Source organism: Novosphingobium capsulatum NBRC 12533 (assembly GCF_001598375.1).
Classification (GTDB): domain Bacteria; phylum Pseudomonadota; class Alphaproteobacteria; order Sphingomonadales; family Sphingomonadaceae; genus Novosphingobium; species Novosphingobium capsulatum.
Map to the genome: position 1 here is coordinate 1 of NZ_BCYV01000014.1, position 20,504 is coordinate 20,504.

Consider the following 20,504-nt stretch of genomic DNA (forward strand, 5'->3'; position numbering starts at 1 on the left):
GATCACGCTGGTCGGTCTGCCCGACGTGGCGGCGCGCACCACGCACTTTGCAGTCAAGGTGCCCTATGTCATGGGCCTGATCGGCACGCGCAGCCTGACCGGCAAGATCGATGGGATCGAGGAACTGGTGCTGCGCGCCGACGGGCGCATCCACAGCGGGCTGATCGCCTATGACGCGGTGGAGCGGCTCAAGGCCAACCGCACCGACCTTGCCGCGCGTGCCGCGTTCGAGGCGCACAAGCAGGACATCGGCTTTGCCATGCTGCTCAAGCGCTATGTCGCCGATCCGCGCCGCGCCGATGACAAGCTGATCCTCAAGGCCGCCTGGGACACGGTGCCCAACGTGCCGGTGATGTTCTTCCTGTTTCGCGGCATGGCGGCGCTCGGCTTTGGCTTCATCGCCTTGTTCGGTGCGGCATTCTGGTGCGCGTCTACCTGCCGGTTCCGCCGGCGCTGGTTCCTGAAACTGGCGGTGGTGGCGATCCCGCTGCCATGGCTGGCGATCGAGGCGGGCTGGGTGCTGGCCGAGATCGGCCGCCAACCCTGGGCCGTCGATGGCGTGCTGCCCACGTTTCTGGGTGCGTCCTCGCTCACCGTGCCGCAAGTCTGGGCCACGATCGTGGGCTTTACCGCGCTCTATGGCGGGCTTGCCGTGATCGAGGTGCGGCTGATGCTGGCACAAATCCGCAAGGGGCCGATCGAACACCACGACACCGACGATCAAGACGCAACGCAACCCCTGGACGCGGGCTTTGCCCCGCTGCCGGCAGAATAAGGGGCAAGGGCCATGCATATTCCCCTCGATTACGAAACCCTGCGGGTCATCTGGTGGGCGCTGTTGGGCGTGCTGCTGATCGGCTTTGCCCTGACCGATGGCTATGACCTGGGCGTGGCCGCGCTGCTGCCGTTCGTGGGGCGCAATGACAGCGAACGCCGCCTGGTGATCAACGCCGTGGCGCCGCATTGGGAAGGCCACCAGGTGTGGCTGATCCTGGGCGGCGGGGCGATCTTTGCCGCCTGGCCGTTCGTCTATGCCGTCAGCTTTTCCGGGTTCTACCTGGCGATGTTCCTGGTGCTGGCGGCGCTGATCCTGCGGCCGGTGGCGTTCAAGTATCGGTCCAAGAAGCCCGATCCGGCCTGGCGCACGCGGTGGGACTGGGCGCTGTTCGTCGGTGGCTTCGTGCCGGCGCTGGTCTTTGGCGTGGCCGTGGGCAATGTTCTGGCCGGCGCGCCATTCCGCCTCGATAGCGATCTGCGCATGACCTATGAAGGCAGCCTGCTCGGCCTGTTCACTCCGTTCACGCTGCTGACCGGGTTGCTGTCAGTCACCATGCTGGCGCTGCATGGCGCGGGCTGGCTGGCGATCAAGATCGAGGAAGGGCCAGTGCTGAACCGCGCCCGCGCCATTGCCCGCGTGGCGGCGATTGCCAGCATCGCGCTGTTCGTGATCGGCGGGGTGATGGTAGCCAAGGGGCACATGGGCATGGCCCTGGCCGGTACGGTCGATCCGCAGGGGCCGTCAAACCCGCTGCTGTCCGCCAGCGTGGCCACGCCCGGCGCGTGGCTAGCCAACTATGGCGCGCACCCCTGGATGATCGCGGCGCCGCTGTTGGGCCTGGCCGGGCCGATCGTGGCGCTGTGGGGCATCGCGCGCCGGCAGGGCCTGGTAAACCTGGTGGGCACGGCCATGGCCACCACCGGCATCATCGCCACGGTGGGCTGCTCGATGTTTCCCTATATCCTGCCGTCCTCGATCGATCCGCGGTCCAGCCTGACAGTGTGGAATGCCTCGTCCAGCCATCTCACGCTGTTCATCATGCTGGTGTGCACCATCGTGTTCCTGCCGATCGTGCTGGCCTATACCGCCTGGGTCATGACCCTGCTGAGCGGGCGCATCACCCTGCGCGATGTGCGCACCAACCCTGACTTTTACTGAAAGGACGTCGCCATGTGGTATTTCACCTGGGTGCTCGGTCTGGGCCTGGCCGTGGGCTTTGGCATCATCAACGGGCTGTGGCACGAATTCAATTCGCCGATCGACGATGACCCGGCGATTTGACCGTAAAGCCTGATGCGCCGCGCCGGTTTGCGCGGTGACAGGGACCTGAAAACGCGGCGCCCGGCCTTGGCCTGGCGCCGTTTTTCGTTGCGGGTGCAGCAACTTGGCAACAGATCTTTGCGATATGATGCGGTGCTTGCGGATTCAAAGTTGAAAGTCGGTTCACCTTTCAGTATTGTGCCCTCACCAAGCGACGGCAAGGCAAGACCGTCGCGCCAAGGAGAGGACCATGGCCCTGACCGCCAGCACCCGCATTCGTTCGATTTCCGCCATTCTGTTTGCCGGCGTGGCGCTGGGCGCGCTGCCGGCCCCGGCCCTGGCGCAGGACACCAGCGACGCGGCCGCGCAGGCTGGCGCCGCCAGCGACGGCGAGATCATCGTCACTGCCCGCCGCCGCAGTGAAACGCTCAATTCCGTGCCGATCGCCATCACCGCGTTTTCCGGCGATGAACTGCAGGCCAAGGGCGCCGGAGACATCACCGCGCTGGCCGACGAAGTGCCCAACGTGACGCTGGAGCCTTCGCGCGGGACCAACTCCACGCTGTCTGCCTTCATTCGCGGGGTGGGGCAGCAAGACCCGGTATCGGGGTTCGAACAGGGCGTGGGCATCTATCTCGATGATGTCTATCTCAACCGCCCGCAGGCCGCCGTGCTCGATATCTATGACGTGGAGCGGGTCGAAGTGCTGCGCGGGCCGCAGGGCACGCTCTATGGCCGCAACACCATCGGCGGCGCGATCAAGTATGTGACCCGCAAGATCGACGATGCCTTTCATCTGCGTCTGCGCGGCACTTATGGCAGTTATGACCAGGCCGATGGCGTCGCCACGGTCAGCTCGCCGCTGACCAGCGATGGCGTGCTGCGCGCCAGCGGCACCGTGGCGCGGCTGACGCGCGGCGGCTTTGGCCGCAACCTGACCACGGGGCTTTCGAACTACAACAAGGATATCTGGGCCGGCCGTGGCACGGTGGAAGTGCACGGCACCGATTTCTTCGCGCGGCTCACCGGCGATTATACCCACGATATGTCCAACCCGCGTGGCGGCCACCGCGAAATTCCCGGCCAGCTGACCGGTGCGCCGGTGCTTGCCAACGTGTTCGATACCCAGGCCGGGCTCAACAGCCCCAAGCAGGACGTCAAGGCCTGGGGCTGGTCGCTGTTCATGGAAGCCAAGCCGACCGACCACCTCACGCTGCGGTCGATCACCGCGTTCCGCAAGGATGACAGCGCCTCGCCGATCGATTTCGATGCCACCGCCTCGCAAGACGTGGACGTGCCGGCCTATTACCGCAACAAGCAGTGGAGCCAGGAAATCCAGCTGCTCTACAACTCGGGCAAGTTCAACGCGCTGCTGGGCTATTACTATCTCTATGCCACGGCGCTGACGCAGTTCGACGTGCGGCTGTTCACCACCGTGCCGGGGCTGGCGGCGTTCACCGGCGCCAATATCCGCACCGATACCTCGGCCGCGTTTGCGAACCTCAGCTATGATTTCAGCGATCATCTCAGCCTGGAAGCGGGCGGGCGCTATACCTGGGACAAGCGCTATGCCCAGATCCTGCGGCAGAACTACCTGGGTGGCGGCTCGCCGGTGTTTGGCGGGGCCGGCGTGGCGTTTGGCGCGCCCAGCACCAATTTCCTGGGCAGCGCGGACTACAAGAAGTTCACGCCGCGCGTGTCGCTCAACTGGAAGCCGAACACCGACAACACTGTCTATGCCAGCTTCAGCCAGGGCTTCAAGGGTGGCGGGTTCGATCCGCGCGGGGTGGGCGTCAATGCGCCGCCGGGGATGAGCCAGGGCGAATTCCTCAGCTTCCGCCCGGAAAAGGTCAACAGCTATGAACTGGGGGTCAAGACCCGGCTGCTGGACCGGCGCCTGTCGCTCAATCTGGCCGCGTTCCGCATGGACTATACCGATGTGCAGATCCCCGGCTCGGTGGCCTGCACGGTGGGCGGGCTGCCCAGCTTCTGCGGGGTGGTGTCCAACGCCGGCAAGGCGCGGATGCAGGGCGTGGAAGCCGAAGGGCGGCTCAAGCTGGGCGGCTTCACGCTCAATGGTTCACTTGGCTATATCGATGCCAAGTACTTGAAATACATCACGCTGATTGCTGGCCAGCCAACCGATGTGGCCGCCTATCGCAAGGTGCAGAATACCCCGGCGTGGACCGGCAGTGCCTCGGCCAGCTATTCCATTCCGGTGGGCACGGGTGCGGTCGACGTGACCGGCGGCGTGTCGTGGAAGAGCAAGACCTATCAGTTCGAAGTGCCCAACCCCTATCTCGACCAGCCCGGCTATGCCCTGTTCGACGCCAGCGTGTTCTACCGCGCGCCGGGCGGGCGGTGGACCTTTGGCGTCTATGGCAAGAACATCCTCGACAAGCGCTACAAGACCTCGGGCTATACCTATGTCGCGGGCAATGCCACGACCGGGGCGCTGACCTATACCCCGGCGGGCAACCTGATCCCGACCCTGGGCAAGGAAGGCGTGCTGACCACCTACTGGGGCAATCCGCGCCAGGTGTTTGCAACGGCGACGCTCAACTTCTGAGTTCAGCAACTGCAAAAAGGGGGGGATGGGGCAGCGCTGCCCCATCCCCCCTTTGGTCATGGCGCTCAGATGCGCGGTTCGCCGTGATCCTTCACCACGCGGCCGCCCTGCATGACAAAGCGCACGCGCTGCAGTTCGGTGATATCGGTCATGGGGTCCTTGTCGGTGGCGACGATATCGGCGAAGGCGCCCGGGCGGATCGCGCCGATGCGGCTTTCCCCGATCAGGTTGGCCGCGCCAGTGAACGAGCTGCGCAGCACGTCAGCCACGGGCATCCCGGCCTTGACCATCAGTTCGAACTCGCGCCCGTTCTGGCCATGGTGATAGACGCCGGCATCGGTGCCGAACGCGATCTTCACGCCCGCTTTCCATGCGGCATAGAGGTTCTTGGCCATGATCGGCCCTACCGCCATGGCCTTTTCCGCCATCGACGGGCCGAGCAGTTCGGGATGCTTCTGCGCGAATTCCACCACCGTAGCCCCGGCGATCAGCGTGGGCACCAGATAGGTGCCGTGTTGCTTCATGATCGCATAGCTTGTCGGGGTGGCAAAGCTGCCATGCTCGATCGAATCCACGCCGATCGCGCTGGCATGGTCGATCGCCTGGGCGCCATGGGCATGGGCCGCCACGGGCAGGTGCAGGGTGTGGGCAGTATCGACCACGGCCTTGATTTCGGCGTCGGTCATCAGCTGGGCCTGTGGATCGTCACCCACGCTGGCGACGCCGCCCGAGGGCACGATCTTGATCAGGTCGACGCCGTCGCGGAAATGCTCGCGCACTTTCTTCACCGCCTCGTCCGGCCCGTCGACAATGCCATCCTGCCAGCCGGGCTTGGTCAGCGCCGGATCAAAGCCGTTGGCCGGATCGCCATGGCCGCCGGTGGGGCTCAGGATGCTGCCTGAAACCCACATGCGCGGGCCTGCAATGGTGCCTGCCTTCTGCGCGCGCTTGAGCGCCACGACCACGGCGGTATCGCCGCCCACATCGCGCACCGAAGTGAACCCGGCCAGCAGGGTGAGGCGGGCATTGCCCACGCCATCGAGCGTTTCGTCATAGCTGCTGTGCGTGACGCTTTGCAGCAGGGCATTGCCCTTGGTGAGATCGAGCGTGAGGTGCACGTGCGCATCGATCAGGCCGGGCATGACCGTGCCCTGCGACAGGTCGATCACCTCGGCCCCGGCGGGCGTGACAAAGCCATCCTGCACTGCGGTGATCTGGTCATCGTGCACCACGATCGAGACCTGGCTGCGTTCGCCAGGATTGACGCCATCGATGAGGTGCCCGGCATGGATGACATAGTCGCGCGCCATGGCCGGTCCACTCGCCAGCGTGAATGCCAGCGCGACACCGGCCAGCAAGGTCTTCTTCATTGGCTAAGCTCCCCTGAAACGAATGGCTTGGTTGTTGTGCTTGCGGCACAGCCCTACCCGTCACGCTAGCCAAGCGGGGCGTCGTTTGGCAAGCTGGCGGGCAATGAGGGCAGCACCCGCAGGCCGCAATCTGCAAGCAAAGGAACCGTCATGGCTTTTACGCACACATTCCGCCGCCGGCTGGCGCGGGCCAGCGGCCTTGCCCTGGTGCTGGCCGCCGTGCCGCAGGTGGCCCAGGCCGCGCCGCTCGATCCCGTGGCGGCGCGCGCCGCGATCGATGCGCAGCTCGCCAAGATCTATCCCTCGCTCGATGCGCTGTACAAAGACCTTCACCAGCATCCCGAAGTCGGCTTTCAGGAAACCCGCACCGCCGCACTGCTGGCGGCGCGGATGCGGGCACTGGGCTTTACCGTGACCGAGCATGTCGGCCAGACCGGGATCGTGGCGGTCTATCGCAATGGCGATGGCCCGGTGGTGCTGGTGCGAACCGAGCTGGACGCGCTGCCGCTGGAGGAAAAGACTGGGCTGCCCTATGCCAGCCATTATCAGCAGACCATCGATGGCAAGCTGACCCCCACCGATCACGCCTGCGGCCATGACAGCCATATGGCCTGGTGGGTGGGCACGGCGCAGACGTTGCTGGCGCTGAAAGACAAGTGGCACGGCACGCTGGTGTTCATCGGCCAGCCGGCCGAGGAAAAGGCCGGCGGCGCCAAGGCGATGCTGGCCGATGGCCTGTTCACCCGCTTTCCCAAGCCCGACTATGCCTTTGCCGCCCATGTCGGCCCGGATGTGGCCGGGCATGTGACGGTCAAGCAGGGCGCGGTCAGCTCTGCCTCGGACTCCGTGATCGTCACCTTCCATGGCCAGGGCGCGCACGGCTCCATGCCGGACAAGAGCATCGATCCGATCGTGATGGGCGCGCACTTTGTCGATGATGTGCAGACGGTGATCAGCCGGCAGAAAGACCCGCAGAAGTTCGGCGTGATCACCGTGGGCGCGTTCAACGCCGGTTTCGTGCCCAATATCATTCCCGATACGGCGGTGCTCAAGCTGACGCTGCGATCCTATGATCCCGATGTGCGCAAGCTGCTGCTCGATGGCGTGGGCATCACCGCGCGCGCCGTGGCGAGCATGGCCCGCGCGCCCGAACCGGGGGTTGACCATACCGAGGCGACAGCATCGGTGGTCAACGATCCCGCACTGGCCGGGCAATTGGCCGGTATCCTCAAGACCGCGCTGGGCGAGAACCAAGTGGCGCTGGTGCCGGCGATGATGCCCGGCGGCACGGCGAGCGAGGACTATTCCGAATACGTCAACGCCGGGGTGAGCAAGTCGGTGTTCTTCGGCGTGGGCGGCAGCGATCCGGCGATGCTCGCGCGGCTCAAGGCCGAGGGCAAGCCAGTGCCGGTCAACCATTCGCCATTCTTTGCGCCGCAGCCCGAACCGACGATCCGCGCCGGGGTGGAAACGCTGACCCTGGCGGTGCTGGGCGTGGCGGGGAACTGATCCCCCGCCACTGCGCGTCAGCGGCCGAAGAAGGTCGGGCCGTCGAGCGTGAACTTGAAGCCGAACACCAGCGCATCGCGGGTGTTGGTGGTGTTGAACGGCGCCCCGGTGTTATCGGGGTGCAGGACATATTGCACATTGGGCGAAATGCGCAGGCCCGGCATCACATCGGCGCCATAGGCCAGCTCCATCATCACCTCGTGGCGGTGCACGTTGTCTTCGCCGCCGGCGGCCAGGCGCGCGGCGCGCATGCGCTGCATCGCCAGGTCGGAAAAGCGCTGGTCGTTGATGACAAAGCCCAGCGTATCGGTATCGCGCCCCTTGAACGTGCCGGTCTGGACGATCCCGAAATCGAGATAGCGGCTTTCCTCCACCTGGCCCGACAGGTTGGTCATCGCCACGCCAAAGATCGAAAGGCCGCGCCGGGTGGCGGAATCGGGCCGGGTCAACTGCTGGTCAAAGCGGGCATAGATGCCGCTGCGACCGTGCAGCGTGCGCGCCGGTCGGCCGGTAAGGATGGCGATGCCGCCGGCATCGTCGCGCAGCGGATCGGCATAGTCGGCGCGGTCGAACCAGCCGCCCAGGATATAGTGGCCGGGCAGGCGGGTTTCACCCTTGTCATCGGCATAGCCCACTTCCCACGGCACGATCACCCCGGTGCGGTTGGCCGAGGAGAAGTTGAAGCCATCATCGTTCCAGCGCTTGCGATCGGGGTTCACTTCATAGACCCCGGCATGGGCGAACCAGCGCGGCGCCACCCACAGCTTGGCCTGGGCCATCCAGCTGGACGCCGGGAAATAGGTGAAATTGCTGTTCTTGAACACGAAGGTGGGGTTGCCGCAGGTCGAATTGGTCTGGAACAGGCAATAGAGCGGCGAATTGAGGAAGTGGATGTTGGCTTGGCTGCGCCCGGCCTCGATCACCAGGCGATCATTGAGCAGCTTCTGCTCCCAGGTCAGGATCGCCAGGTGGGTGTTCTGCGTGCCCCACACTTCCTGGACCGAGGTATTGTTGCCCAGCGCAATGCCCGACAGGCTCTTGCCGTGGCGGTTGGTCACGGCAAAGTGGATTGTGGCGCCACTGATCCCGGCGATGCGATCCATGTCGAGATCGGCACCCAGATAGACCTGGCCGGTATAGGCGCTCTTGCGTTCCAGGCCGCCGGTCACGTTGCCGGCGGCTTCGCCGGTATAGCTCCATTGCAGGGTGACGCCTTTGTCGGCCAGCGGTTGCAGCGGCTGGCGCGCGGCGGGCGTCTGCCCGGTTGCCGGAAGCGTCGCTGGAAGCGTTGGCGGGGGCGGGGGAGCGGCATCATCGGCCAGCGCCGGGGCGGCAGAGGCGAGGAGAGCAGGCAGCACGAGGGCGAGGGCGCCTGCGCGGCAGGCACCATGGGGCAGGGCGAACATGGGTTTTGCTCCTTGCGGCCGGGGGCTGGCCGCATGTGAAAGGGTTCAGGCGGTGGCGGGCAGCGTGGCCGGGTCTTGGGCGGGGTTTGCGGCCAAGGGGCGGCGCAGCAGCCCGGCGAGCAGCGCGGTGGTGAGCGTGCCGGCGGCAATCGCCACGGCATAGGCGGCCAGGTGGGTGACCGCGCCGGGGATCGGCAGCACGAACACGCCGCCATGCGGTACGCGCAGTTCCACGCCCATCGCCATCGAAATGGCCCCGGCCAGCGCCGACCCGGCAACGAAAGCCGGGATCATGCGCAGGGGATCGCGCGCGGCAAACGGGATCGCCCCTTCGGTGATGAACGCCAGGCCGAGCACCGCCGTGGCCCCGGCGCCATCGCGTTCCTCTGCCGAAAAGCGGTTGCGGAACAGGACCGTGGCCAGCGCGATGCCAAGCGGCGGGGTCATCCCGGCGGCCATCGTCGCGGCCATCGGCGTATAGACCTGGCTGGCGATGAGGCCGACGGAAAAGGCATAGCTGGCCTTGTTGACGGGGCCGCCCATGTCGAACGCCATCATCGCGCCCAGGATCAGGCCCAGCGCAATGGCGCTCGATCCCTGCATGCCGCGCAGCCATTCGGTCAGGAACGACAGCACCGCCGCCACCGGCGTGCCCACGGCATAGACCATCAGCAGCCCGGTCAGCAGCGTGCCAAGCAGCGGCAGGATCAGCATCGGCTTCAATCCGGCCAGGTTGCGCGGCAGGCGGATGGCGCGGTTCAGCGCGTCCACGCCATAGCCGGCGATGAAGCCCGCGACGATTCCGCCGAGAAAGCCCGCGCCCTGGCTGGCCGCGATCATGCCGCCGATCATGCCCGGGGCAATGCCCGGCCGATCGGCGATGGAATAGGCGATATAGCCTGCCAGTGCCGGCACGATCAGGGCAAAGCCGCCCTTGGCGCCGATCTCGAACAGGGTGTGCGCCAGGGTGCCGGCGGCGGCATCGTCATTGGCGTGAATGCCGCCCAGGGCAAAGGCCAGCGCGATCAGCAGGCCGCCCGCCACCACGAAGGGCAGCATGAACGAAACCCCGGTCATCAGGTGCTTGTAGGGGCCGGTGCGCTCTGCCTTGGCCGGCGCGGCGGTTCCTTCACCGCCTGCCTGCACGCCTGCTTCGGCGAGGGCGCGGGTGATCAGCGCGGCCCCGCCGGTGATGGCGGGCTTGGTGTTGCTGGCAAACACGCGCTTGCCGGCAAAGCGGGCGCGATCGACCTCGCGGTCAGCCGCGATGATCACCACCTCGGCCTCGGCAATTTCCTGCGCGGTGAGCGGCGTGCCGGCGCCTACCGACCCTTGCGTTTCCACGCGGATGGCATGGCCCAGTTCAGCAGCGCCCTGTTGCAGCCCTTCGGCCGCCATGAAGGTGTGGGCAATGCCCGTGGGGCACGAGGTGATGGCGACAATGCGTGCTGGCGCGGCGGCGCTGGCCGCCGGAGCCGCCGCCAAACCACCCAGCACAGCGGCGGGATCGGCCAGCACGGCATCGACCGGGACCACCCGCGCGGACGGATCGGCCAGCGGCGCGGCATCGTCGAGGGCAAGCTGCACCTCGACGTCGAGCCCGGCCTCGCGCGCGGCCTTGCGCAGCGCTTCGGCGGCAAGCACCGCTTCCACATCGCGCCCCGGCGCGGCGATCAGCACATGATGTTTCATGGTCAAACCCAATCCCAAGGTCATTTCTGTTGCAGCCGCGCGTTACGGACGCGGGCCGATGATCACGTCTTGCGCCAGCGCCATCACGCTGGCCTTTTCCGGCAGGTTCGGCCCGGCCATGCCCAGCTTGGCCACGGCAAAGGCAGTGGCGAGCCGTGCGGTTTCCGCCAGGCCCAGCCCGGCGACATGCGCGGCGGCGAGGCCTGCCACCATGGCATCGCCCGCACCCACCGTGCTGGCCACGCCCAGCGGGCCGAGCGGGGGCAGGGCAAGCTGGGCATGGACCGCGCCATCGCCGGTCACGAACAGCGCGCCCTGGCTGCCCATCGACACCACCACCTGTTCCACCCCGCGCGCATGCAGCGCCCGCGCCGCAGCGAGCACGGCAGTGCAATCGGGCAGCGCCTCTCCGGCCCAGGCGGCCAGTTCATCGCGGTTCGGCTTGATCACGTGTGGCAGCACCGGCGCGGCCAGCGCGCGCGCCAGCGGATCACCACTGGCATCGAGCAGCACGTGCACGCCCTGCCCACGCAGCCGCGCCACCAGCGTGGCATAGCAGGCTGGCGGACAGCCGGGGGGAAGGCTGCCCGCCAGAACCACCATGTCACCCGGCGCGGCCATGGCCGTCAGCCCGTCGAGCACGGTGGCAAGGGTTTCATCGGTCACCGCCAGGCCATCAAGGTTGATGTCGGTGGTATCGTCGGCATCGACCAGCTTGAGGTTGACGCGCGTGGCGCCATCCACCCGCACCATCGCATCGGTGATTGGCTTGGCGGCAAACAGCGCCTCGAACGGGGCGGCATTGTCGCGGCCGAGCAGGCCATGGGCCGAAACCGGGGTGCGCCAATCGGCCAGGCAGCTGGCCACGTTGATGCCTTTACCCCCGGCATTCTGGCGCACGCCACGGGCGCGGTGGACCTGGCCGGGCACCAGGCGATCGAGCGTGATGGTCTCGTCGATCGCGGGATTGAGCGTGAGGGTATGAACGCGCATCAGGCCGCTCCTGCATCGAGCGCGCGCACTTGCGCGGCGCCGGGCTGGGCCAGCGCGCGGCGCGCCAGGTCTTGCAGATCAGCCAGGCTGGCGCCGCGCAGCCGCGCCTTGACGGCGGGAATGTCACGCGGGGTCATCGACAGTTCGCTCACCCCCAGGCCGGTGAGCAGCGCGGCGCCGAACGGGTCGCCGGCAAGGCCGCCGCACACCCCGACCCAGCGGCCGTGGGTGGCGGCGCCTTCCACCGTCAGCGCGATCAGGCGCAGCACGGCGGGGTGCAGGCTGTCTGCCTCGGCGGCCAGATCGGGGTTCTGGCGATCGATCGCCAGGGTATATTGCGTCAGGTCGTTGGTGCCGATCGAAAAGAAATCGGCATGTTCGGCGAGCGCCGCTGCCTGGACGGCGGCGGCCGGCACTTCGATCATGATGCCGATCGGTACGGCAGGCGCATCCAGCTCGGCGCGGATTTCCTCGCAGCGGGCGCGCAGCCGCTGCAATTCCCAGGTAGAGGTGATCATCGGGAACATGATCGACAGATCGCCGCCCTGCCTGGCGGCGCGATAGAGCGCGCGCAGCTGCGGATCGAGCAGGTCGGGCCGGCGCAGCAGCAACCGCGCGCCGCGCACGCCCAGAAACGGGTTTTCCTCGGTCGGCAGGTCCAGATGCGGCACCTGCTTGTCCCCGCCGATATCGAGCGCGCGCACGATCAACGGGCGATTGCCGTCCGGTCCATCACCCAGCGCAGTGATCATCGCGCGATAGATCGCTTCCTGTTCGTCCTCGCTCGGCGTGTCGCCGCGCTCCAGAAACAGGAATTCGGTGCGCATCAGGCCGACGCCTTCGGCGCCTTCGGCGAGGGCAAAGGCCACCGAATCCGGGCGGTTGACGTTGGCGGCAATGGCCACCTGGTGCCCATCGGTGGTGATCGCCGGGCGGCTGCGTTCGGCCTCTTGCGCGCGGCGGCGCGCGGCGATGCGATCGATCCACCCTTGCGCGCTGGCGATGTCTGCCGCCGTGGGATCGAGCCAGACGCGGCCGGAATCGCCATCGACGATCACCGTGGCCCCGGCGCCCAGCGCCAGCAGGTCATTGCCCAGCGCCACCACCGACGGCAGCCCCAGGGTGCGCGCCAGGATCGCGCTGTGCGAGGTGGGGCCGCCCAGCGCCGTGGCGATGCCCGCCACTTTGGCGGGATCGAGCGTGGCGGTGTCGGACGGCGAAAGATCGCCCGCCAGCAGCACGCAAGGCGCCGCATCCGGGCCATCGGGCAGGGTTTCGAGCGAGCCTGTGGCCAGTGCCGGATCGATCGCGGCCAGCACGCGGCGGCCCACATCGTGCAAGTCTGCCGCGCGGGCGGCGAGCACCGGATTGCCCAGCGCGGAAAGCTGCCCGGCAATGCGGCTGACGGCCTGGTGCCACGACCAGGCCACGCCATGACCTTCGACCATCAACTGGCAGGTGAGGGTGATCAGGTCGGTATCATCGAGCAGGTCGGCCTGCGCCTTGAAGATCGCCGCATCGCCCGCGCCCAGACGGCGCGTGGTATCATCGATCAGCGCGGTCATCTGCGCGCGGGTGCGGCGCAGTGCCTCGTCCAGCATGGCGCCGCCCCGGCCCAGATCCACCGGCTCGTCCGGCACCGTGAGTTCGGCGGCGGCAACTACATGGACGCGGCCGATCGCCAGGCCCGGGCTGGCTGCCACGCCCGCCAGCATGGCCAGCGGTGTTTCCGGCTGCCAGCCCTTGCCGCCATTCTGGGCGGCAGCGGCGGCGACCTTGGCGGCGGCACGGGCAGCGTCTTCCTTTTCGCGCGCGGTCAGGCGGCGGGCCACGGCCAGGAACTGGTCCACCGCGGCGCGGCCCTGCGGGCCATCGGCCGACACGGTGATCGTGTCACCCTGCTTGAGGCCCAGTTGCAGCAGGGACACCAGGCTTTTGGGATCGGCGCTGTCATTGCCGTGGCGGACGCGCAGCGCGGCGGGCGCGGCGCGGGCCGCATCCATCCAGGCAGAAGCGGGGCGGGCGTGGAGGCCTGCGGGATAGTCCACCGTCCACTGCGCGCTGTGGGCCAGATCGGCCACTGGCGCTGCGGATGTCGGGGCGGCGCCATCTTCGCCCAGGGCGCGGGCAATGGCATGGGGATCATCGCTGGCCATCAGCGCGGCCAGGCGTGCCTCGTCCTGGATCAGGCGGGTCAGCCGGCGCAGGATGGCGATATGGCTGTCGGAACTGGCGGCAATGCCCACCACCAGCTGCGCGGTTTGCCCGGGGTTCCATTCCACCCCGTCGCGCAGTTGCAGCACGGCGATGCCATCGCGCCGCACCAGGCCCTTGTCTTCGCCCAGGCCATGCGGGATCGCCACGCCTGCGCCCAGGAAGGTGTTGGCCACGTCCTCGCGGCGGACCATGCTGTCTTCATAGCCCGGCGCCACGCATCCGGCCGCCACCAGCATCTGCCCGGCCTGGCGAATCGCGTCTTCCTTGCTCGTGGCCGTGGCGGCGATGCGCACCAGAACGGCATCGCCAGCGGCTGCGCCATGTGGCGCATCTTCGGGCAAAATCGCGGGGTTGGGCTGCATTTCGCGCATCTCTCCTGGGGCCATTGGTCGGCGAGCTTGGGCCGCCGCTGTGCATTGAGAAAACGTTTTCTCGTGAATTTTGTCAAGAGGCTTGCGTAAATGGGCGGATTGGGGTCATGCTTGCCACGAAAACAGGCTGCAAGGCCGGGGGTTTGGAGAGAACGTTTTCTGATGGCGGTGGGGATCAAGGATGTAGCGCGGGTGGCCGGCGTTTCGGCGGCCACGGTTTCGCGGGTGCTGGCGGGCAAGGCGGTGGATGCCGCCATGCAGGCGCGCGTGCTCGATGCAGTGAAAAGCACCGGCTATCGTCCCAACCTGGCGGCGCGGCGGCTGCGTTCGCGGCATTCCAACGTGATCGGCCTGATCGTCGCTGATATCCGCAACCCGTTTTTCACCGCCGTGTCGCGCAGCGTGGAAACCGTGGCGGCGGCGCGCGGCATGCAGGTGATCTTGTGCAACACCGATGAAGACCCCGCGAAAGAGGCGATGTACCTTGACCTCATGCACCAGGAACGCGCCGCCGGCGTGATCCTGGCGCCTTCGCGCCAGCGCGTGGCGCGCACCGAATGGCCGGGGGGAGAGCGCCCGGTGGTCCTGATCGACCGCGCCATTCCCGGCGCCGATCTCGATTGCGTGCTGCTCGACAACGAACGCATGGCCGCTGTTCTGGTGGAGCATCTCCACACCCAGGGCCATCGCCGCATCGCCGGCCTGTTCGGCGCGATGAGCATGACCGGCCTGGAACGCCGCGCCGGGTTCGAGCGCGCGGCGAAGGCGCTTGGGCTGGAGACGCAGGCGATCGCCGTGCCCCACAGCGCCGGCGAGGCCGAGCGCGCGCTTACCGGCCTGCTGTCTGGCCCGCACCGCCCCGATGCAGTGGTGGCGAGCAACGGGGTCATGCTGCTCAACGTGCTGCGCACCCTGCGCGCGCAGGGCCTGTCGGTGCCCAACGACATGGCGCTGGCCGGGTTTGACAACAACGACTGGATGGATTTCGTGGGCCAGGGCGCCAGTGGCGCGGGCGGGATCAGCGTGATCGAGCAGCCGGTGGAGGAAATCGGCCGCACTGCCACCACCATGCTGCTCGACCGGCTGGACAATCCGCGGGCGCCCACCCGCAAGGTGGTGCTCGCGGGCAAGTTGGTGGCGCGAGGTTAGACCACGACAACCTCGCGAGAAGGACGGCGCACCCGGCTAGCGATGCGCGCGCCCAACTCCATCCCCGGACGCTCGACCAGGCGATAGGCATAGCGTGCCACGGTCACGATGACGAAGAGGTAGAGCACCGTCACGCCATCCATGATGAACGGCGATTGCTTGATCGTGGCCAGATCGGTGCCGGGCACCACGGCGGGCGAGTGCAGCAGCTTGGCCACGACTTTCAGCACGTTGGCGACGACGAAGGCGATGAAGAAATGCACCATGTAGATCGAATAGGAGGTGCGCCCGAGGAACAGGCAGAACGGCTTTTTGAGGAGCTTGGCAACCGCGCCATCTTCGAACGACACGGCCGCGATCACGAGCAGGAACACGATCGGCCCCACCATGAACAGGCCATAGCCCGCGCCGAAAGTGAGCATGGCAAAGGCCGCCGCGATGGCGACGATCTGGAACGGCGTGGCCGGAATGCGCGAGAACGTGCCACGATAGTTCCACAGCGCCACGCCGATGAAGAACGAATAGATGCAGCGCGGTAGAAACGCATAGAAGCCCGGTTCGCCATCGGCATGGATCAGCCAGGCCAGCCCAAGCGCGATGGCAGCAAACTGGCACAGCCGCACGTGCCGCTTGGCCAGGAGCAGGATCAGGGCGAACAGGACATAGCTGACCAGCTCGACGCTGATGCTCCAGCTCGGCCCGTTCCATTCCGATCCGGGAATCGGCAGGAAGCCGTTGAGCAGGAAGAAGTTGGCTGGAACGCCCGACAGTGTGCGATTTTCGCTGAACGGCGGGCGGGCCAGGGGCAGCGCGATCTTGTGCGAGAGAATATAGAGCGTGGTTTCCGCGCAGAGGAACGCGGCCAGCATGACGAGATGGAGTGGCCAGACCCGGGCAATGCGCTTGATCGCGAAAATCTTGAAGTCTTGCTGGTTATGGATCTTGTCCTGATAGGCGCAGGCGATGACAAAGCCGCTCAAGACGAAAAAGAATTCCACGAACAGGAACGAATTGCGCACATAGTGCCAGAAATAGATGTGGCTGCCCACTTGCAGATGATGCAGCGCCACCGACAGCGCCGCGAAACCGCGCAGGCTGTCGATCGCTTCGAAACGATGGGGCGAGGGCCTGCTGCTGATGGCGACGTTCGAGATTGGCTCTTGTGCCATGGTCTAGCGATCCTGAAAGGGGGCAGGGATCAGTCGCGTCTCGGCCCTGTTGGGCGAGATTGCGGCAGGGCCATTTGCAAAGCATGCAAATAAAGGCCGATATGGCGTTCAGAATTGCTGATTATTATTTTTTAAAATCATTCCGATATAGCAGTTTTATAAGTCAAAGCCGATGACGGTCACAAGACGTGCGGCGGAAACCTGTAAAAAAGTTCATGTTGTTTTGGAAATATTCGGCAATGTTGCTGATGTGGGCGGCATAATTCCAAGCGCATGACGATTTTTTAATACCGAGTTCATGCGTTTTTGCCGGCCTTGCCGGCGCTTCGCCTCCCGCAACGTGCGCTTGGCCGCACACGCCGCAGGGGGCAGGCAGCACCGCTGGGCGCAAATCATGCCCTTTCGTCTTCGCATTTGCACAAGACTTGGCCTAGAGAGGGCCGCATTGCCCGGCCAGGCCGGGCCCAGGCAGGAGAGATTCGCCCGATGAGCACCCAGACCCCCGTGATCGACAGCGCCCCCGCCGCACCCGCTGCGCCGGCGCCCAATCCGCAATCGGGGCAGCCGGTCACGCTCACCCGCTTTCTGATCGAGCAGCAGCGGCGGCCGGATTCGCCCTGTCCGCCGCAATTGCGCCTGTTGCTGGAAACCGTGGCGCGCGCCTGCAAGGCAATCAACTTTGCCATTTCCAAGGGCGCGCTGGGCGATGTGCTGGGTTCGCTGGGCAGTGAAAACGTCCAGGGCGAAGTGCAGAAGAAGCTGGACGTGATCGCCAACGACCTGCTGCTCGATGCCAACGAATGGGGCGGGCAACTGGCCGCGATGGCGTCGGAAGAAATGGAATCGCTGCATCCCATTCCGGGCCGTTTCCCCAAGGGCGAATACCTGCTGGTGTTCGATCCCATCGACGGGTCGAGCAATATCGACGTGAACCTGTCGGTCGGCACGATCTTTTCGGTGCTGCGCGCGCCCGAGGCCTGCGCCGGGCGCGACGTGGCCGAGGCCGATTTCCTGCAACCCGGCACCAGCCAGGTGGCCGCCGGCTATGCCATCTATGGCCCGCAGACGCTGCTGGTGCTGACCGTGGGCACGGGCGTCTATGAATTCACGCTCGACCGCGAGATCGGTTCGTGGCGGATGACCGACGGGCCGATGCAGATGCCGCGCGGCAACCGCGAATTCGCCGTCAACATGGCGCGCCGCCGCCAGTGGTCGCCGCACGTGGCGCGCTATATCGAAGAGCGCATTCAGGGCAGCGAAGGCCCGCTGGGCGTGGATTACAACATGCGCTGGCCGGCCTCGATGGTGGCCGACGTGCACCGCATCATCAAGCGCGGCGGGATTTTCCTCTACCCGGCCGATCACCGCAAGGGCGGCAGCGCACGCCTGCGCCTGCTCTATGAAGCCAACCCGATGAGCATGCTGATCGAACAGGCGGGCGGCGCATCGAGCAATGGCCACGCACGCATTCTCGATCTGGTGCCCACCGGCCTGCACGAACGCGTCGGCGTAATCCTGGGCGACCCGGAAGAAGTGGCCGCCGCCAGCGAGCCGCAGGGCTAAGCGCCGGGCGCGCGCGCGGCGGCGGGGGCCGGAGCCATGGATATGTTCGCCGCGTTGCAGGCCTTCGTGGCGGTGGTGGACGAGGGTGGCTTTGCCCCGGCAGCGCGCCGCGCCGGGCAGGCCACGTCATCGTTCACCCGCCATGTCGATGCGCTCGAAGCGGCGCTGGGCACCCGGCTGTTGACGCGCACCACCCGCCAGGTCAGCCTGACCGAGGCGGGCGAGGCCTATTACCCGCGCGCCCGCGCCATCCTCGATACTCTGGCCGAGGCCAACCGCACGGTGCGCGAGGGGCCGGGCGCGGCGCGCGGGCTGTTGCGGGTGAGCCTGCCGGTCAGCTTTGCCCGGCTGCATGTCACCCCGATCCTGCCCGCGTTCATGGCGGCCCATCCCGATATCACGCTCGACGTGGTGGTAACCGACACCCCGCTCGATCTAGCGACGCAGCGCATAGACGTGGCTGTGCGGCTGGGCGCGCTCGATTCCTCCAGCCTGGTGGCGCGGCGGCTGGCGCCGCAACGCCGCCTGGTCTGCGCCAGCCCGGCCTATCTTGCCGCGCATGGCACGCCCCAGGTGCCGCAGGACCTGGCCGATCACGCCTGCCTGACCTTTGCCTTTGCCGATGGCGAGCGGCGCTGGCGGCTGACCCGCGACGGTCAGCACGAATGGGTGCGCGTGGCCGGGCCACTGCGCACCAACCACGCTGATACGATCCGCGAAACCGCGCTGGCTGGGGCGGGGCTGGCGCTCTTGCCCACCTGGCTGGTGGGTGAAGACGTGGCGCAGGGGCGGCTGCGCCCGGTGCTGGCCGAGTGGCACGGCGACATTGCCCGCCCCGGGGCGCCGCCGCCCGGCGATCCGGGCATCCACGCGCTTTACCTGCCCGATCGGCGCGGCATGGCCAAAGTGCGCCTGCTGGTCGATTTCCTGGCGGAAAGCTTTGGCACGCCGCCCTATTGGGAGCGGTGTCTGCCGGGCTGAGCTCTGCCCTGCATCATTGCGTGAAATGCAATAGTGCGTGCCACTTGGGGCAGATTATCATTTGCCGGCCAATGGTGCATAGGGGGTGCAACCAAGCCCGGCAGCAACCGTTTCCCCCCGGCCTGCCCCTGCACGAGAGCCCTGATCATGTCGGACACCATCCTTGCCGGCGCGTCCGCGCGCCAGGCGTCTCAGCCATCGGCGCAAACGCCACGCCCGGTTCTGGGCAATGCCCTGATCCTGGCGATGGCCGCCACCACCGGCCTCGCCGTCGCCAATATCTATTACAACCAGCCGATGCTCGGCCTGATCGAGACCAGCATGCCCAGCGGGCTGACGGCGCTGGTGCCCACGGTCACCCAGCTGGGCTATGCCCTGGGGCTGTTCCTGCTGGTGCCATTGGGCGACCGGGTCGAGCGGCGCGGACTGATCGTGCTGCAATTCCTGCTGCTGTCGGTGGCACTGGTGCTCGCCGCCGTCGCGCCCACGCCCGCGCTGCTGCTCGGTGCCTCGCTCGTGCTTGGCGCGCTGGCCACCGTGGCGCAGCAGATCGTGCCCTTTGCCGCGCATCTGGCCCCGGCCGAACGCAGCGGCGCGGTGATCGGCAAAGTCATGGCCGGGTTGCTCTGTGGCATCCTGCTCAGCCGCACCTTGGCCGGCTTCGTGGCCGAACATGCCGGCTGGCGCGCGATGTTCTGGCTAGGCGTGCCGCTCGCGCTGATCGCGGCGGCGATCCTGCGGGCGATGCTGCCCACTTCGCGCGCCAAGGGTGACCACCACGGCGAAGGGCCGCGCTATGCCCAGCTCCTTGCCTCGCTGTGGCACCTGTGGCGCCGCCACCGCGCGCTGCGCCTGGCGACGCTGACGCAGGGCCTGCTGTTTGCCGCGTTCAGCGCATTCTGGAGCATTCTTGCCCTGCGCCTGGCGCAAGTAGGCCAGGGCGCGGGCGTGGCCGGGCTGTTTGGCGTGATCGGCGCCGTGGGCATTCTCGCCGCGCCGATGGCCGGGCATGTTGCCGACCGGCGCGGGCCCCATGCCACGATCGTGGTGGGCGTGGCGCTGATGGTGGTGGCCTGGATCATCGCCATGACCTTTTCGGGCGTGGTTGGCCTGGCGCTGGCCTGCGTGGTGCTCGACCTTGCCGTGCAAAGCGCGCTGATTTCGCATCAGCATATCGTCTATGCGCTGGACCAAGGCGCCCGCGCGCGGCTCAACACGCTGTTCATGGGTGGCATGTTCCTGCTGGGTGCGGCTGGCTCTGCCCTGGCGGCGCTGGCCTGGCACGGCGCGGCCTGGACCGGGGTGAGCGTGCTCGGCCTGGCGCTGGGCATGGGGGCGGGGCTGGTCAACTGGCTGGCGCGGCGTCCGCAGGAAGCATAAAAGAATAATAATTACAGATGTATATGGGATTTCCCCGGGGAAACCTTGCGGTTGCTCCGGGGAAATTCCTAAAAATGCTGCACTGCACAATAATGCA

Annotated in this window: 15 protein-coding genes; 9 read left to right on the forward strand and 6 right to left on the reverse strand. The window is 66.9% G+C overall.

Features of this window, described 5'->3' with window-relative positions; translation table 11 throughout:
• From SCA01S_RS13670 to SCA01S_RS13680, 4 genes are all read left to right on the forward strand, one after another.
• The coding region (locus tag SCA01S_RS13670; protein WP_174544803.1) for a cytochrome ubiquinol oxidase subunit I at nt 1-775 on the forward strand (775 nt) is incomplete at its 5' end.
• Between the two features lie 12 nt (nt 776-787).
• Nucleotides 788-1,936: a cytochrome d ubiquinol oxidase subunit II gene (gene cydB / locus SCA01S_RS13675; protein WP_062786458.1), complete on the forward strand. Its 1,149-nt coding sequence runs from the start codon at nt 788-790 to the stop codon at nt 1,934-1,936.
• Nucleotides 1,937-1,948: 12 nt separating this feature from the next.
• Nucleotides 1,949-2,059: a cytochrome bd-I oxidase subunit CydX gene (gene cydX / locus SCA01S_RS21860; RefSeq protein WP_022674874.1), complete on the forward strand. Its 111-nt coding sequence runs from the start codon at nt 1,949-1,951 to the stop codon at nt 2,057-2,059.
• A 229-nt stretch (nt 2,060-2,288) separates the two neighbouring features.
• Nucleotides 2,289-4,607: a TonB-dependent receptor gene (locus SCA01S_RS13680; protein WP_062786461.1), complete on the forward strand. Its 2,319-nt coding sequence runs from the start codon at nt 2,289-2,291 to the stop codon at nt 4,605-4,607.
• Between the two features lie 65 nt (nt 4,608-4,672).
• On the opposite strand, the gene SCA01S_RS13685 is transcribed toward SCA01S_RS13680, so the two are convergent.
• Complete coding sequence (locus SCA01S_RS13685) at nt 4,673-5,977, reverse strand: metal-dependent hydrolase family protein (RefSeq protein WP_062786464.1); 1,305 nt, start codon at nt 5,975-5,977, stop codon at nt 4,673-4,675.
• A 150-nt stretch (nt 5,978-6,127) separates the two neighbouring features.
• On the opposite strand from SCA01S_RS13685, the gene SCA01S_RS13690 reads away from it, so the two are divergent.
• On the forward strand, nt 6,128-7,486 hold the full coding sequence (locus SCA01S_RS13690; protein WP_062786466.1) for an amidohydrolase: 1,359 nt from the start codon (nt 6,128-6,130) through the stop codon (nt 7,484-7,486).
• 17 nt (nt 7,487-7,503) lie between these two features.
• Here SCA01S_RS13690 and SCA01S_RS13695 read toward each other — a convergent pair whose 3' ends face one another.
• Genes SCA01S_RS13695 through ptsP form a run of 4 tightly spaced genes read right to left on the reverse strand, consistent with a single transcriptional unit; the run spans nt 7,504 to nt 14,165 of the window.
• Nucleotides 7,504-8,892 (reverse strand): carbohydrate porin, encoded by a 1,389-nt coding sequence (locus tag SCA01S_RS13695; RefSeq protein WP_062786469.1) that lies wholly within the window; start codon nt 8,890-8,892, stop codon nt 7,504-7,506.
• A gap of 45 nt (nt 8,893-8,937) precedes the next feature.
• Nucleotides 8,938-10,584: a PTS fructose transporter subunit IIC gene (locus tag SCA01S_RS13700; RefSeq protein ID WP_062786471.1), complete on the reverse strand. Its 1,647-nt coding sequence runs from the start codon at nt 10,582-10,584 to the stop codon at nt 8,938-8,940.
• A 42-nt stretch (nt 10,585-10,626) separates the two neighbouring features.
• The gene (pfkB, locus tag SCA01S_RS13705; RefSeq protein WP_062786473.1) at nt 10,627-11,577 is read right to left on the reverse strand and encodes a 1-phosphofructokinase; all 951 of its coding nucleotides are present in this window, start codon (nt 11,575-11,577) and stop codon (nt 10,627-10,629) included.
• On the reverse strand, nt 11,577-14,165 hold the full coding sequence (gene ptsP / locus SCA01S_RS13710) for a phosphoenolpyruvate--protein phosphotransferase (RefSeq protein ID WP_084391003.1): 2,589 nt from the start codon (nt 14,163-14,165) through the stop codon (nt 11,577-11,579). Before ptsP ends, pfkB begins: the two co-directional genes overlap by 1 nt.
• A 162-nt stretch (nt 14,166-14,327) precedes the next feature.
• On the opposite strand from ptsP, the gene SCA01S_RS13715 reads away from it, so the two are divergent.
• Complete coding sequence (locus SCA01S_RS13715) at nt 14,328-15,314, forward strand: LacI family DNA-binding transcriptional regulator (protein WP_062786476.1); 987 nt, start codon at nt 14,328-14,330, stop codon at nt 15,312-15,314.
• Here SCA01S_RS13715 and SCA01S_RS13720 read toward each other — a convergent pair.
• Complete coding sequence (locus SCA01S_RS13720; protein ID WP_062786479.1) at nt 15,311-16,483, reverse strand: acyltransferase family protein; 1,173 nt, start codon at nt 16,481-16,483, stop codon at nt 15,311-15,313. The two genes, SCA01S_RS13715 and SCA01S_RS13720, sit on opposite strands and share 4 nt — an antisense overlap.
• 486 nt (nt 16,484-16,969) lie before the next feature.
• Here SCA01S_RS13720 and SCA01S_RS13725 point away from each other — a divergent pair, with 486 nt between their 5' ends.
• The 3 genes from SCA01S_RS13725 (at nt 16,970) to SCA01S_RS13735 (ending at nt 20,407) form a co-directional block, all read left to right on the forward strand.
• Nucleotides 16,970-18,046, forward strand: coding sequence for a class 1 fructose-bisphosphatase (locus SCA01S_RS13725; protein WP_082349994.1), 1,077 nt, complete (start codon nt 16,970-16,972; stop codon nt 18,044-18,046).
• Nucleotides 18,047-18,082: 36 nt separating this feature from the next.
• Nucleotides 18,083-19,027: a LysR family transcriptional regulator gene (locus tag SCA01S_RS13730; RefSeq protein WP_062786482.1), complete on the forward strand. Its 945-nt coding sequence runs from the start codon at nt 18,083-18,085 to the stop codon at nt 19,025-19,027.
• Nucleotides 19,028-19,174: 147 nt separating this feature from the next.
• A complete protein-coding gene (locus tag SCA01S_RS13735; RefSeq protein ID WP_369405412.1) occupies nt 19,175-20,407 on the forward strand; it encodes an MFS transporter in 1,233 nt (410 codons plus the stop codon).
• Nucleotides 20,408-20,504: the final 97 nt, after the last annotated feature.